This window comes from Pseudoduganella sp. GW821-FHT12E03, from assembly GCF_058807115.1.
Genome location: NZ_JBXAQJ010000010.1, coordinates 258,992 through 273,661, shown reverse-complemented (window position 1 = coordinate 273,661; position 14,670 = coordinate 258,992). Strand labels below are relative to the sequence as shown.

The following is a 14,670-nucleotide window of genomic DNA, read 5'->3' as shown; positions in this document are numbered from 1 at the left end:
CCGGATTTCTTACGCCATTCACCCCACCAAGGAGATCCCCAGTGAAGAAAAACGCCATGCTGGCTACCACCATGCTGTTGGCTACCGCGGCCGCCACCGCCGCGGACCCCGCCCCTAAAATCGATGCGCAGCGCCTGTCGCATGACGTCAAAGTGCTGGCATCCGATGAATTCGAAGGCCGCGGCCCGAATACCGCCGGCGAAACCAGGACCGTCAATTACCTGATCGAGCAATTCAAGGCCGCCGGCCTGAAGCCGGGCGGCGACCTGGTCAAAGGCAAACGCGCCTGGACCCAGGAAGTTCCGCTGGGCCGCTTTGAAATCAAAGGCCCGGTGGCGCTGACCCTGAATGATGGCAAATCCAGCCAGACCTTCCTGCAAGGCGACCAGATGGCCGTACGCGCCGCCATGAATGGCCAAAAGCGCGTTGATTTCGACAAGGCGCCGCTGGTGTTCGTCGGCTATGGCGTCAAGGCGCCGGAACGCAACTGGGATGACTTCAAGGGCGTCAACCTGAAGGGCAAGCTGGCCGTGGTGCTGATCAACGACCCGGACTTCGAAACGGGCCAGGGCGATTTTGGCGGCAAGGCCATGACGTACTACGGCCGCTGGACGTATAAGTATGAAGAGATGGCGCGCCAGGGCGCGATCGGCACCATCATCGTGCACGAGACCGCACCGGCCTCGTATGGCTGGCCGACCGTGAAAAATTCCAACACCAACGTCATGTACGACATCGTGCGCAAGGAGCCGGGCAAGTCGCACGCGCCGATGGAAGCCTGGATCCAGCGCGACGTGATGGTGGACTTGTTCCAGCGCGCCGGACTGGATTTCGAAGCGGCGAAAAAACAGGCGCAAACGCGCGACTTCAAGCCGGTCGAACTGAAAGGCATCACCCTGTCGGCGCATTACGCGGTCGATGCGCAAGTGATCAAGTCGCAGAACGTGGCGGCGATGCGTGAAGGCACCAGCCAGAAAGACCAGACCGTGATGTACAGCGGCCACTGGGACCACCTGGGCGTCGGCTTGCCAGACGCCAAAGGCGACACGATTTATAACGGCGCGGTCGACAACGCCACCGGCATCGCCGCCCTGCTGGAACTGGGCCGCGCCTATGCCCAGGCCCCGGCGCCAAAGCGCAGCGTGGTGTTCCTGGCCGTGACGGCCGAGGAAAAAGGATTGCTGGGCTCCGAGTACTATGCGGCCAACCCGCTGTACCCGCTGGCCACCACGGCCGGCGTGATCAACATGGACGCCCTGAGCCCGCAAGGCCCGGCCCGCAACTTCACGATTTCCGGCAGCGCCAAGCTGGACTTGATGGATGCGCTGGTCACCAAGGCCAAGCAGTGGAACATCAGCTACTCACCGGACCCGAAACCGGAAGCCGGCCACTTCTTCCGCTCCGACCACTTCCCGCTGGCCAAGCGCGGCGTCCCGGCCTTCTCGTTCGGCTCCGGCGAAGACTGGGAAGACGGCGGCCTGGCTGCGGGCAAGGCGGCGGAAGAAGCGTACAACACCAATCACTACCACCAGCCGTCCGACGAATGGAGCGCCAAGTGGCCCTTCACCGGCATGGCGCGCGACCTGCAATTGCTGTACAGCCTGGGCCGTGATCTTGCCGATTCGAAAGATTGGCCAAACTGGGGCAAGGATTCGGAATTCCGCGCCCCACGCGATGCCAGCGCCGCGAAACGTCATTAATCCGCAACGTTGAATCCTGCCTCCCGGGCGCCATGCCCGGGAGCGTAGTGTGTTGACAACACCTTCTCCTGCCGTCACAACGGCGTCACCAGACCCCGCTAAAATCAGATCAGGTAACGGCCCACCCGTTCAGGGAGAGATTCCTATGCCTTGTCTGTTTCACCACTCTGCCAGCCCGATTGTAGCATTGCCGGCTGCCCCTGCCCTGCCTGCGCCGGTCCGGCCTGCGCGCGCCAAGCGGATTTCCCACGATATAAAAATCTGCTCTCACATTGCGGAACGCGGCAACGCAAAAATGCGCGGCGATCGCTTCATTTTCTGAAAAACAATTTCACATAGCAAAAACATTCCCGTAAGTACTTGAAAGATAACGGGCAATTTAAGTTATATGTCTTATATAAGACATCTTTTACAAAACTCAAAAGAGGTCTACTATTTAGTCATGCAGTTAGCTTTTGGATTCAGTACCGGACCGCGTCTCGCAACATTTTCTTAATTCACTTAGGATCACTACCATGTCTACCTACAACGACGACATCAAAGCCATTGCTACCCTGAAAGACAAGGAAGGCAGCGCCTGGAACGCCATCAATCCGGAATCGGCCGCCCGCATGCGCGCCCAGAACAAATTCAAGACCGGCCTGGATATCGCCCGTTACACCGCGAGCATCATGCGCGCCGACATGGCCCGCTACGATGCCGATCCGTCGCAATACACCCAGTCGCTGGGTTGCTGGCACGGTTTCATCGGCCAGCAAAAGCTGATCTCGATTAAAAAGCACTTCAACAGCACCGACCGCCGCTACCTGTACCTGTCGGGCTGGATGATCGCCGCCCTGCGTTCGGAATTCGGCCCGCTGCCAGACCAGTCGATGCACGAAAAAACCGCCGTGTCGGCCCTGATCAAAGAGCTGTACACCTTCCTGCGCCAGGCCGATGCCCGCGAACTGGGCGGCCTGTTCCGCGAACTGGACGCTGCTGATGCCGCCGGCAAACCAGCGATCCAGGCCAAGATCGACAACCACGTGACGCACATCGTGCCAATCATCGCCGACATCGACGCCGGTTTCGGTAACGCGGAAGCGACCTACCTGCTGGCCAAGCAAATGATCGAAGCGGGCGCTTGCTGCATCCAGCTGGAAAACCAGGTGTCGGACGAGAAGCAGTGCGGCCACCAGGACGGTAAAGTCACGGTGCCACACGAAGACTTCCTGGCCAAGATCCGCGCCGTGCGTTACGCATTCCTGGAACTGGGCGTGGAAGACGGCGTGATCGTGGCCCGTACCGACTCGCTGGGCGCCGGCCTGACCAAGCAAATCGCCTACACCAACGAACCAGGCGACCTGGGTGACCAGTACAACTCGTTCCTGGACGTGGAAGAAGTCACCACCGAAACCATGAACAATGGCGACGTCGTGATCAAGCAAGGCGGCAAGCTCGTCCGTCCTAAGCGCCTGCCAAGCAACCTGTTCCAGTTCCGCGCCGGCACCGGCGAAGCGCGCTGCGTACTCGATTGCATCACCTCGCTGCAAAACGGCGCCGATCTGCTGTGGATCGAAACCGAAAAACCACATATCGCCCAGATCGGCGGCATGGTGTCGGAAATCCGCAAAGTGATCCCGAACGCGAAACTGGTGTACAACAACAGCCCATCGTTCAACTGGACCCTGAACTTCCGCCAGCAAGTGTATGACCGCCTGAAAGCGGAAGGCAAAGACGTGTCGGCCTACGAACGCGCCAAGCTGATGAGCGTCGAGTACGACACCACCGAACTGGCGATCGAGGCTGACGAGAAAATCCGCACCTTCCAGGCTGACGCGGCCCGTGAAGCCGGCATCTTCCACCACCTGATCACCTTGCCGACCTACCACACCGCCGCGCTGTCGACCGACAACCTGGCCAAGGAATACTTCGGCGACCAGGGCATGCTGGGCTACGTGGCTGGCGTACAGCGCAAGGAAATCCGCCAGGGTATCGCTTGCGTGAAACACCAGAACATGTCCGGTTCGGACATGGGCGACGACCACAAGGAATACTTCAGCGGCGAAGCGGCACTGAAAGCCGCCGGTAAAGACAACACGATGAACCAGTTCCATTAATTCATCGCCGTCGTCCCTGTGACACACAATGCCACCTTCGGGTGGCATTGTGCATTTGGGTGCACGTGCTTAAAACGCGCGGCTGACGCCCAGCACCACGTCACGCGTGGTGCGCACATCATTGGTGTAATAGGCGCCGCCGGTTTTACGCTTGCGCGCCGCGTCGAATGACAATTCCGCGCGCCAGTCTTGCCAGCCCGCCTGCACACCCAGCCGCACATCGTAGCGGCTGATCATGCTGCCCGGCGCCGCGTGGACCGAACCAAGATAACCCACGTGCCAGAACGCGCGCAGCCGCTCCACGGGCAGCTCGATGCCGCCACTGGCTTCGCCATACCAGGTGCGCGTGCGCAGGCCCAGGTAATCGGGCGCATAGGACAGGCGCGCACTGACGTTTTCGAACGCCACGCCGCCAAATACTTCATTGAAATGCCAGCCCGGCCGTTGCGGGAACGCGTAGCGCGACACCCCTGCTTCCCAGCTGATGCCGGACGCCAGCTGCTGCGCATAGCCGGCGTAACCAACCCATTGCGACGCGCGGCGGTTGGCGCCACCCAGCCGGGCCGCCACCACCTGGCCGCCCGCATACCAGCCGTCCGCGCCATCGTAGTTGACGGTGACGCGCGGCGCCGCCTGGCCGTCACTGAGACTGACACCCCGGTATAAATAATCAGAGACGATGCCGGCGCTGCCGCTCAGCTGGGCGTGTGCAGCGGGGCCGGTCAGCAGGACGGCGGCGCCCAGGCAGGCGCACAGGGAGATACGCCACTTACGCAAGCGAACTCTCACGCATCATCAGGGCGAGCGCGCAAAGTTGGCGGCACTGCTGTTGGTATTGGCCGGGCTGCATGCGCATGTACATTTTCCAGTGACGCGCGTAACGGTCGCGCACAAGTCGATGCTGGCGATACTGGCTGTAGTGCCGGCCTGGGGGACCAGCGTGTCGCGCAATTCCGTCAGCGGCATGCGCGGTTTCAGTTCGCTCAGCACGGCCATCATGCCAGAGACATGCGCGGCTGCATAGGATGAACCGGACACCATGCCCCAGCGTGCGCCGGTCATCGTGGTGGGCACGTCGCGGCCGGGCGCCGCGATGATATGGCCGGCGCGGGGCACGGCGCCTTCCGCCGCCACGGCAAACACGCCCGGATGCGAGGCGGGGAAGCCGCCATCCGCACGCGCCGCGTCAAAAGCGCCCACGACCCGCACGCCACGGGCGCGGGCCACATCGATCAATTGCTGCAGCAAGCGGTCATCCGGTCCGGACAAGCTCATATTGATGACGTGCGCGCCATGCAGCAATGCGTAATTCAGTGCCTTCGCCAGCGTAAAACTGTTGCAGCGGGTAGCGCCGTCGCCCTGCTGCCAGCAAGCGCGCAACGCCATCAGCCGCGCACCGGGGGCCACCCCTTCGATGCCGACGCCGTTGCCGGCATGGGCGGCGATCACGCCCGCCACCGCCGTGCCGTGCAACTCGCCGGTATAGCGCTGGCCATCGACAAAATTTTCGCTGACCGCCACCTGGCCTGCCAGGTCGGGATGGTCCGTTTCGATGCCGCTGTCGACCACGGCCACCAGCACCTTGCGGCCAGTGGCGACTTTACGCACTTCCGTCAATTGCCACGGTTGCGCCGCCGGTTGCACCGGATAGAGCGGATCCCCTCCGGCCTGTGCTGAATAGCTTTGCACCGGTTGCGCCCATTTCACCCGGGTGTCGCGCGCCAGCGCTTCCAGCACGCCGGCAGCGGAGCCCCCCGATGGAAGTTGCATGCGGTAGCAATCGACATTCAGTGCCGGCATGGCCCAGTCTTCCAGCAGCGCCAGCCCGTGTTCCCTGGCCAGTGCTTCCGCAATACGGCGGCGCGCGACGCGGGCCGCGTCATCGCGGTAATTCGCGCCGTGGTAGCCGTCCGGGCGGAAGTGTGGCGCGGGCAGGTGCAGCATGACCAGGATTTCGCGGGGGGATTGCGGTTCCGGCTGCACCATGGGTGCGGGAGCCGCCGCAGGCTGCGCCAAGGCGGCGCCAACAGGCAAGCATGCCGCAAGCACGGAAGCAAGGATGGTGGCCGGCAGCGGGACGCGCAACTGCGCGCACTTGACAGCGCGCAGCGGCCCTGCCGCCGGGCGCCCCGCAGCGGCCATGGAAAACCATGTGCCGGGCAGCTTCACGGCGCCGCTCCCGCGCCCAGCGGTTCGGCCAGCCGCACGGCGGGATCGGCGCGCAATGCCGCCAGCAATTGCGCCCGCCGCGCCGCGTCGACATCGAGCAAATACGCGCCCGTCACCGTGGGGCCGTCGACGATGCGGGCGCCGGATGCCTGCAACACTTGCTGCACGTGATCGGCGCGTGCATCGGGCTGGAACATCACCACCACATCCGGCGCCGCCGCGGTTCCATTGCCCAGCGCCCGGTAAGCAGGATCGGCATCCTGCCAGGCCGGCATGAGCAACGCGCCCAGCCCGACGATCACCGCGCCTTGCGCAGCCAGCGCCCAGTTACGCCAGCCGCCGCTGTCGAACGCCCCGGCGACGCGCCGCCACAGAGCGCGCCATGCGGCATCGCCCGCGCCTCGCCGCTGCGCCACTGGTCGATTGCCCGCCACGCCGTCCCGGGCGGCGGCAGATGTAGCATCCTGCGCCGCGGCATCAGGTTGCGGCGCCAGGCGGGCCAGTGCCGCAGCCGGCACAGCGGCGCTCGCTATGCCGGGCTGCGGCGCCACCTCCTGCACCACGCCATCCAGCCGGGGCATCAGCCGGGCCAGCGCCGCCTCGGGGTCCAGCCCCTCCGGCAGCGGGTCCGCCGCCGCCACGCCCGCCAGCAAGCGCTGCTCCAGCGCCAGGTCGGCGCGGCAGGCGGCGCACGATGCCAGGTGCTGCGCCACGTTGGCTTCTTCATCGGCATGCAGCATGCCGGCCACGTACCACGGCAATATGCGCTGCACCGCCAGGTGTTCGTCAACAAAGGATGGCTGCGGATTCATTGTGTGGATTCCATATGCCGTGACAGCACGGCTTTCAAACGCTGGCGCGCATGAAACATGCGCGTCTTGACAGTGTTCACGGGACAGCCCATGGTGTCGGCAATTTCCTGGTAGGGCATGTCATGGAAATACGCCAAACTCACCACCATGCGCTGCTCCAGCGGCAACGTGTCCAGCGCGGCGCTGACACCTTGCTGCAATTGTTTTCCGGCGACCGCATGTTCCGGTTCCAGCTCCGGCCCGCACGGCTCTTCCACCGTGGATTCGACCGGTTCATCCAGCCCGCGCAGCGCCTTCAACCCCTGCCGGTAACCGATACCGAAAATCCACGTCGACACCTTGCTGCTGCCGTCATACGTCTGCGCCTTTTGCCACACCACCAGCAAGGTGTCGTTAATGATTTCTTCGATCAGCGGGGCGTTGCGCGTCATGCGTCCCAGAAAACGGGCCAGGCGGGGAAAATACAGGCGATACAGTTCCTGAAACGCATGACGGTCTCCACGGCTGATACCAGCGATCAGCCGCGCGTCGCCGTCACCGGCTTCCGGTCCTCCCATTCCCCAGCTTTTCTGCATGCAGCATTTCTCCCCAGTTGCCGTAGATACCCGTTCGCTGCGGAAAGGTTCAATCGCCCCGCACAATTTTAGCGCCCTATGCCGGCAACTTGGCGCTGATGTCCGGCATCGGATGCCCCCGGGCGCGCCGGCCAGGTCAGGCGCTCGCTGCCGGCGTCCGCTGTTGCCGCAACAAGCGCACGATGGTCGTGCTGTTCACCACGGCAATCACCAGTTCCAGCGCCGTGCCGCCAATCGAACCGGACAGCATGTTATTGGCCACCCACAGCAAGGTGCCGCACAGCATCACCAGCCGCATCGGCGCCCCTTGCAGGCGGAACAGCGCAAACGTCCCCAGGCATGACGCCACCAGCGGCAGCCAGTCCGCCGGCTGCTTCACCAGCACCACCCCCAGGGTCAGGCTGGCGGCAATGAAGACGGCGGCCACCCATGCCTGGCGGGTGCGCAGCGCCGCGACGGAGCGCAGCACCGACACCATGGCGCTGGCCGCGGCGGTCGGATTGCCCAGCAAGGCAAAGTGCACCACATACGCCAGGCATTCCGCCGCCATCCATTGTTTGAAGCGGCGGTCGTCGGTCTGCAGGAACGAGCCGACGCCGAACACGAATGCAACGTAACCAACGCACTGCGCCGGGGAAAACCAATCTATCACCATGGGAAGGCCAATCGACGGGACAGCATGCTGCCGGAACCCGTCACTATAGCAGTCATCGTACAACCATACCGACTAGCAAGTGACAATGTACGCATTTTTACGCCCGGCAATTCGGTATGCTGTCGGCTCTTTTTCATAACTAAAAATAAACAATAACCATGTTTAAACCTCTGACTACCCTCTTGCTGTGCTGCCTGCTTGGCCTGGCTCCGGCCGTGCGCGCGGCAGACGCCGCCAGCGCGCCGCAAATGACGCAGGAACAATTCCTGTCGTCACTGACATTCCAGCAAGGACAAATCACCCTGCCCGGCAATATCGCCACGCTGGACTTGCCGTCCGGCTTCCGCTACCTGTCGCCGGCAGACGCGACCAAAGTGCTGGTCGATGGCTGGGGCAATCCACCGGGCGTCACATCGCTGGGGATGATCGTGCCGGCCAACACAAACGTGCTGAGCCAGGACGGCTGGGGCGTGGTCATCACCTACAACAAGGATGGCCACGTCAAGGACGATGACGCCGACAGCATCAAATATGATGAGTTGCTGAAAGAGATGAAGGAAGGCTTGGCGAACCATAACGAAGAACGCCAGAAAGCCGGCTATCCCGCCATGCACTTGATCGGCTGGGCGGAACAGCCCAGCTATGAAAAGGCCAGCCACAAGCTGTACTGGGCCAAGGAATTGAAAACCGACGGCGCACCGGAAAACGGCTTGAATTACAACATCCGTGTGCTGGGACGCGAAGGTGTGCTGGTCTTGAATGCGGTCGCCGGGATGGGCCAGATTGCCCGCATCAAAACAGAAATGAAACAAGTCACGGCATTCACGGATTTCACCGATGGCAACCGTTATTCAGACTTCAACAGCAGCACCGACAAAGTCGCGGAATATGGCCTTGCGGCACTGGTCGCGGGCGGCGTGGCGTCGAAGCTGGGGCTGTTTGGCAAACTGCTGGCGTTGCTGGTGGCATTCAAGAAAGTGATTTTCCTGGTAGTCGCCGGCGCCTTCGGCGCCATCTACAAATTCTTCAAGCGCGAAAAGGCCTGATCCGATGGGGAAATGATTGGGCTGGCTGCTGGCGGCCGTATCACGTACTGATGCGGGTCACCAAGTTCAAGGTCAGCCCAACTCAAAGGTTGTAACGCCATAGGTCCGCTCCAGGTCCAGCGCCGGCGCTGCGCCTGTATACATGCGCGCCGTTTCGAAACACGGCTGCATGCCATAACTGCGCGCCAGCGCCAACGCGGCCCGGTTCGGCTCCGGCACATCGAGGTACACGGCACTGCCCGCCGGCGCGTGCATCAGCAGGGCATCGAACAGGGCGTGCGCCTGCGCCGGCGTATCGGCAAACAGCGGTCCCACCTTGTAGCCGGCACGGCATGGCCGCAGCACGGCATAACCGGCCAGCCGGCCGGCGGCGGCAACACCCAGCGCCACGCTGCCGGCCTGCGTGATCCAGCGCCGCACGAAGGCGCTGCGATCATCGGCAAAGAAGGGCCGGTCATAGCGCACCACTTCATCGGGATTGATCGAGGCCAGCGGCACAATGCCGCCATGCGCGCCATGGGTGGCGGGACCGCCGGAGGCGCCCTGCATGCCGCGCCCCTGCCCGGCAAAGCGCACATTGCGGTGCGCCAGCACGAATCCCGACTTCGCATAATTGCCCTGCTGCGCCAGCACGCCATCCAGGCCGACATTGCGTCCCGCCAGCCGCGCCATGCCGGCCGTCCACACCGCCATGCCGATCCCCTGGCCACGATAGGCAGGCAACGCGATATAACCGCCGATAAAACCGAACTGTTCACCATAGCGCACGGCAAAGATACTGGCGGCAGGTTCGCCATCCACGCGCGCCAGCAGAAAACCGCCGGGATCGGCCGCATAAAAACTGTCCGCATCGTGCAGGCCGGGGTTCCAGCCTTCCGCCGCCGCCCAGTCCAGCACCATGCCCAGCTGGTCCTGGTCCATGACCTGAATTTCCATGATGACTCCTTGTTTGTTCCCTGCACGCTACGGCGGCAACGTCCCCCTGTCAATTGTTGCCTGAAGTCCACAACCGGCTTGTCACAATGGACGTCTGGACGCACACTGGTTCCACCTATCCGATTGCAACCATGACCAAGCTCCGCCGCCTCGCGCTAGCCTTGCTGCTGACCTGTTGCGGCAGCGCCCGTGCCGAGCCGCCGCTCGACCATGTGCGCATGCAGCTGCGCTGGACGCACCAGTTCCAGTTTGCCGGTTATTACGCGGCCGTGCAGCAGGGGTATTACCGCGAAGCGGGCCTCGAGGTGGAACTCATTCCTGGCAATAATGTCGCTCCGGCCATTACCCGGGTGGTCAACGGGGAAGCGGATTTCGGCGTCACCAATGCGGGGCTGGCGCAAGCGTATATCGAAGGCAAGCCGGTGGTGGCGCTGGCGGCAATCCTGCAATCGTCGCCCAGCGTGTGGATCACCACAGGGGATCTGACCCGGCCCGCCGACCTGGCGGGCAAGCGGCTGATGACGTTGCCGCCGCCGGAAAATGCGGAATTGCTGGCGGTCTTCCTGTACGAAGGCATCCCGCTGGACCAGCTGAAGTTGGAAATGACCAGCTACCGCATCGAAGACTTGATCGAGGGTAAAGCGGACGCCTTCAATGCCTACATCAGCAATGAACCGGATTTACTGCGCGCCCGCGGCATTCCCTATAACGTGATCAGTCCGCGCCAGTATGGCGTGGATTTTTACAGTGAAGTGCTGTTCACCAGCCAGGAACAGATCCGTGAGCATCCGGAGCGGGTGCGCGCCTTCCGCGCCGCCACCTTGAAGGGCTGGCAGTATGCGCTCGACCATCAGGATGAGATCGTCAAACTGATCCACACCAAGTATGCGCCGGAGCTGTCGATCGAGCACTTGCGCTATGAAGCACAGGAAATTTCCAAACTGGTGTTACCCACGCTGGTGCCGCTGGGCCACATGAACCCGGGCCGCTGGCAGCATATCGCCGACACGTACCACAAGCTGGGCATGGTCAAACGCACCCGTCCGCTGGACGGCATGATTTACGACCCGGAACCGCCGCGCGCCGATCCGCGCCCGCTGTACTACACGCTGGCCGGCATCAGCGTGCTGCTGCTGGCGGCGGCGGCGCTGGCCATGACCTATCACCGGCTATACCGGCAATTGCAGCACACCACGGTGGAACGGGAAGCGGCGCTGCGCGAAGTGCGGCGCCTGGCGCATTTCGATCCCCTCACGCATTTGCCCAACCGGCTGCTGCTCGATGAATTGATGCAACAGACGTTGGCCGCCGCGCGCCGCCAGCGCCAGCAGGTGGCGGTCTGCTTTATCGACCTCGATGGCTTCAAGCCCATCAACGATGCGCTGGGCCATGCGGCAGGTGACCACGTGCTGCGGGAAATCGCATCGCGGCTGCGCCAGGCGCTGCGCACCAGCGATGTGGTGGCGCGCTGGGGCGGCGATGAATTTGTCGCGGTATTGCCGGACACGTCGGAACTGGCCGCCGTCGAATGCATGGCGCAGGTGCGGCACCGGCTGGCGCAGTCATTGCAGCTGGCCGGGCACGATTACCACGTCAATGCCAGCGTCGGCATTGCCATGTACCCGGCCCACAGCGAACACCGCGCGGAATTACTGGAACTGGCCGACCAGGCCATGTATTGCGCCAAGACGCAGGGCAAAGGCAGGACGTGCGTGGCGGCGCGTCCCGCGACTGCTTAGGCCCGTAATTACCCGGCCCAATGCAGACGGGCCCGCAGTGCGGGCCCGTACAGTTACGACCTTACGACGTTACGACATCAGAAGCGGTAGTTCAGCGACGCGGCGAAGGTGCGGCCCAGTTGGCTGAAGTGCGAGCCATCGTAGGACACCATCGAATAACGGCCGTTGAAGGTCACCAGGTTGCGCTGGATTTCAATCGGGGTCAGGTTATACGACGGATCGATTTTCTTGTCGTCGATAATCGCCTGGCCGGCGGCGTTCAGCGCCTTGAAGTTCCACTGCGGCGTCACGTTCAACAGGTTGTTGATGTTGAACGACAGCGTCATGTCCTTGGTCAGGTTGTAGTTCATCGCAAAGTCGGTCACCGTCTTCGTCTTGAACTCGACTTCCAGGCTGCGGTCCATGCCGGCGTTGCGGAAGCGGGTCGGACCAAACACGGTGTTGTTCAGCGAGAAGTTCACGTTACGGTAGTCGAGGTCGATACCGAGGATGGTCTTGAATTTCGGACGCGACGTGAACATCAGCGCTTCCTGGGTTTCATCCAGCACCGACTGCTTGGCGTTCGCCACCAGCACAGGATTGTTGACCGCGCCGTCACGCTCGTTCTTCAGCGAATAGTTACCGGACAGGTTCAGGGTCATCTTGCCGTCCAGCGCAGGGATGTTCTTACGCGACAGCACGTAGTCGATACCCTGGGTGGTACTGGTCAGCGCATTGACAAAGAAGCTGACCGATACCAGGCCGGCCGGCACCATCACCTGATCCAGCGGGCTCGATGCCAGGCAGGCGGCCGTTACCGGCTTAGGGCAAACCGGCGTAATTTCCTTGCCCAGAACGATGCGATCCTTCACTTTGATGTTGTAGTAGTCAACCGTGATGGAGGTGTCGCTGTCCGGCTTCAGGCCCAGGCCCAGCGTCACGTTGTCGGATTTTTCCGCACGCAGCTTTGGCACCGTCAGCTTGGCCGCTTCCGCCGACACGTTATTGACCAGACCCGACACCTGGATGCCCGAACCCGGCACGAACGAATACTGCGCCTTCTGCGTGTAAGTCTGTGCCAGCGACGGAGCGCGGAAGCCGGTCGACGCCGAGCCGCGCAAGGTCAGCGAGTCGGTCACTTTGAAGCGGGATGCCGCTTTCCACACGAATGCACTGCCAAAGTCGGTGTATTTCTCGTAGCGGCCGGTGCCGTCAATCACCCACTGCTTGCTGATGTCCCAGGTGGCGCCGGCATAGACGCCATAGTTCGAACGCGACGATGGGAACGAATTGACCGGGGCATTGCCGGCAAACGAATCAGCACCGCCTTTATCATAGGATGCCAGTTCGCCAGCAACGACTTCATATTTTTCGTGGCGCATTTCGGTACCGGCAAATGCGCTGACGTCCGGCAGCACTTGCTTCGAAATGTCGCCGTTCAGTACCCAGTGATGGAACTTCACGCCGCCCGCGTTGAATTCGGTCGGCGAATGCACCGTACTGGTACCTGCCAGCACGGCATCTTCCATGCCACGGTTGACGGAATTGCCGACGTGGTATTTCTGCTGGTTGCCGCCGTAGGTCAGGCTGACATCGCCGCTCCATCCATTCACGTCGAATTTCACGCCGCCGGTGGCATTGTAGTCATCCAGCGTACCGATAAAGGTCGGCACATAGCCGATGTACGGCGTGCCGGCTTTATGCAGCAGGCCGTAATCGGTCGGACGCCAGTACGGGGTACGGTAGTTGGCGTAGCTGTTGACCTTCTTGTGCACATAGGCCGCGTTGCCGTACAGGCTGGTGCCGTCCGCGATCTCATAGCGCGTATTGAACAGCGCCTTGCCGGCGGTGGTTTTTGGCGAGCCGTTAATGTTGCCGGCGTCCGGCTTCTGCGCCAGGAATGCCTGCACCTGGGCCAGGTCGGCGCCGAAGTCGCCCGCTTCACCTTTTGCATTGACCAGGCCCGGACGGTTGGACAGGCCCACGTTGGACAGATCGACGGTGTAATTGAAGAAGCCGCGGTCGCCCAGCGCGACACCGTGGTTCAGCGACAGGCCGCCCATCTTGCCGTCTTTTTCGTGGGTCATGCCGGCGCGCGCCGTGATCGCGCCGCCTTCCGCGTTGTCTTTCAGGATGATGTTGACCACACCGGCAATCGCGTCGGAACCGTATTGTGCGGATGCGCCGTCGCGCAGCACTTCGATACGCTTGATGGCGTCAGCTGGAATGGCGGAAATATCGGAGCCGCTTTCACCGCGGCCTGGCGAGGTTTGGGTATAGACCAGCGAGCTGGCATTTTTACGTTTGCCGTTAATCAGGATCAGCACGCGGCTCGGGCCCAGGTTACGGATCTCGTATGGGTCCAGCAGCGACGTGGCGTCGTTGACCGGGGTTTGCACGGTATTGAAGGATGGCACACGGAACTGCATCGACTTGTCGAGAGAGACCTGGCCGGTCTTGGTCAGTTCGCGTGCACCCAGGATATCGACCGGCACCGGCGTGTCGACCATGGAGCGCTGCGAACCGCGGCTACCGGTGGAAACGATGACGACCTTCTGAACTTCATCCTGCTGCGCGCCGGATGCGGCCGGATCGATCGACTGAGGAGCGGCGGCATCGCCGGATTGAGCAAAGGCAAACTGGCTGGCGCACAGCATCATTACTGCAAGTGGAATACTTTTCTTCTTCATGTACTTATCTCTCTTTTTGTGAACGTCGGGCGTGATCAACGACAGGCGTGGTCCGGGTACTTCCTTGCATGCAAGCCAAGAAAATATAGGTAATCCGTCTATACAGCCATGCTTTAAGGTTATGGGTGTATAAAAAACAACACTTTCATGCAATTTTGTTACGTAGGGCAGATTTCACTTTTCAATGCAAGTGGTATTAGCGCCACACACAGGCTAGCGTTGGTCGTTTCGCAACGCAAACATAGAAAAAGATTGTTTGTCTTGAAAGGG

General features: G+C 62.1%; 11 protein-coding genes. 4 read left to right on the top strand and 7 right to left on the bottom strand.

Annotated features, from left to right (window positions below; all coding sequences use genetic code 11):
- Positions 1–41 precede the first annotated feature (41 nt).
- Both AC1RRC_RS24955 and AC1RRC_RS24950 read left to right on the top strand, forming a co-directional pair.
- Positions 42–1,700: a M28 family metallopeptidase gene (locus AC1RRC_RS24955; RefSeq protein WP_493058248.1), complete on the top strand. Its 1,659-nt coding sequence runs from the start codon at positions 42–44 to the stop codon at positions 1,698–1,700.
- 515 nt (positions 1,701–2,215) lie between these two features.
- Complete coding sequence (locus tag AC1RRC_RS24950; RefSeq protein ID WP_493058247.1) at positions 2,216–3,799, top strand: isocitrate lyase; 1,584 nt, start codon at positions 2,216–2,218, stop codon at positions 3,797–3,799.
- 69 nt (positions 3,800–3,868) lie between these two features.
- On the opposite strand, the gene AC1RRC_RS24945 is transcribed toward AC1RRC_RS24950, so the two are convergent.
- The 5 genes from AC1RRC_RS24945 to AC1RRC_RS24925 all read right to left on the bottom strand — a co-directional run bounded on the left by AC1RRC_RS24945 (position 3,869) and on the right by AC1RRC_RS24925 (position 8,010).
- Positions 3,869–4,576, bottom strand: a complete 708-nt coding sequence (locus tag AC1RRC_RS24945; RefSeq protein ID WP_493058246.1) for a TorF family putative porin — start codon at positions 4,574–4,576, stop codon at positions 3,869–3,871.
- A gap of 18 nt (positions 4,577–4,594) precedes the next feature.
- Entirely contained in the window at positions 4,595–5,968 is a 1,374-nt protein-coding gene (locus AC1RRC_RS24940; RefSeq protein ID WP_493058245.1) for a S8 family peptidase, read from the bottom strand.
- On the bottom strand, positions 5,965–6,780 hold the full coding sequence (locus AC1RRC_RS24935) for a zf-HC2 domain-containing protein (protein ID WP_493058244.1): 816 nt from the start codon (positions 6,778–6,780) through the stop codon (positions 5,965–5,967). The genes AC1RRC_RS24940 and AC1RRC_RS24935 overlap by 4 nt, the downstream gene beginning before the upstream one ends.
- Positions 6,777–7,355, bottom strand: a complete 579-nt coding sequence (locus tag AC1RRC_RS24930; RefSeq protein WP_493058243.1) for an RNA polymerase sigma factor — start codon at positions 7,353–7,355, stop codon at positions 6,777–6,779. Before AC1RRC_RS24930 ends, AC1RRC_RS24935 begins: the two co-directional genes overlap by 4 nt.
- 136 nt (positions 7,356–7,491) lie before the next feature.
- Positions 7,492–8,010 (bottom strand): YgjV family protein, encoded by a 519-nt coding sequence (locus tag AC1RRC_RS24925; protein WP_493058242.1) that lies wholly within the window; start codon positions 8,008–8,010, stop codon positions 7,492–7,494.
- A gap of 158 nt (positions 8,011–8,168) precedes the next feature.
- On the opposite strand from AC1RRC_RS24925, the gene AC1RRC_RS24920 reads away from it, so the two are divergent.
- Positions 8,169–9,056: a DUF2167 domain-containing protein gene (locus tag AC1RRC_RS24920; protein ID WP_493058241.1), complete on the top strand. Its 888-nt coding sequence runs from the start codon at positions 8,169–8,171 to the stop codon at positions 9,054–9,056.
- A 72-nt stretch (positions 9,057–9,128) separates the two neighbouring features.
- On the opposite strand, the gene AC1RRC_RS24915 is transcribed toward AC1RRC_RS24920, so the two are convergent.
- Positions 9,129–9,992, bottom strand: coding sequence for a GNAT family N-acetyltransferase (locus AC1RRC_RS24915; RefSeq protein WP_493058240.1), 864 nt, complete (start codon positions 9,990–9,992; stop codon positions 9,129–9,131).
- A 131-nt stretch (positions 9,993–10,123) separates the two neighbouring features.
- On the opposite strand from AC1RRC_RS24915, the gene AC1RRC_RS24910 reads away from it, so the two are divergent.
- Positions 10,124–11,731: a diguanylate cyclase domain-containing protein gene (locus tag AC1RRC_RS24910; RefSeq protein WP_493058239.1), complete on the top strand. Its 1,608-nt coding sequence runs from the start codon at positions 10,124–10,126 to the stop codon at positions 11,729–11,731.
- Positions 11,732–11,808: 77 nt separating this feature from the next.
- On the opposite strand, the gene AC1RRC_RS24905 is transcribed toward AC1RRC_RS24910, so the two are convergent.
- On the bottom strand, positions 11,809–14,400 hold the full coding sequence (locus AC1RRC_RS24905) for a TonB-dependent receptor plug domain-containing protein (RefSeq protein ID WP_493058238.1): 2,592 nt from the start codon (positions 14,398–14,400) through the stop codon (positions 11,809–11,811).
- Positions 14,401–14,670: the final 270 nt, after the last annotated feature.

Excerpts from the sequence above, each read along its gene's own strand:
- AC1RRC_RS24925 (WP_493058242.1), bottom strand. The coding sequence starts at position 8,010 with ATGGTGATAGATTGGTTTTCCCCGGCGCAGTGCGTTGGTTACGTTGCA.
- AC1RRC_RS24905 (WP_493058238.1), bottom strand. The coding sequence starts at position 14,400 with ATGAAGAAGAAAAGTATTCCACTTGCAGTAATGATGCTGTGCGCCAGC.
- AC1RRC_RS24935 (WP_493058244.1), bottom strand. The coding sequence starts at position 6,780 with ATGAATCCGCAGCCATCCTTTGTTGACGAACACCTGGCGGTGCAGCGC.
- AC1RRC_RS24915 (WP_493058240.1), bottom strand. The coding sequence starts at position 9,992 with ATGGAAATTCAGGTCATGGACCAGGACCAGCTGGGCATGGTGCTGGAC.
- AC1RRC_RS24910 (WP_493058239.1), top strand. The coding sequence starts at position 10,124 with ATGACCAAGCTCCGCCGCCTCGCGCTAGCCTTGCTGCTGACCTGTTGC.
- AC1RRC_RS24930 (WP_493058243.1), bottom strand. The coding sequence starts at position 7,355 with ATGCAGAAAAGCTGGGGAATGGGAGGACCGGAAGCCGGTGACGGCGAC.
- AC1RRC_RS24950 (WP_493058247.1), top strand. The coding sequence starts at position 2,216 with ATGTCTACCTACAACGACGACATCAAAGCCATTGCTACCCTGAAAGAC.
- AC1RRC_RS24920 (WP_493058241.1), top strand. The coding sequence starts at position 8,169 with ATGTTTAAACCTCTGACTACCCTCTTGCTGTGCTGCCTGCTTGGCCTG.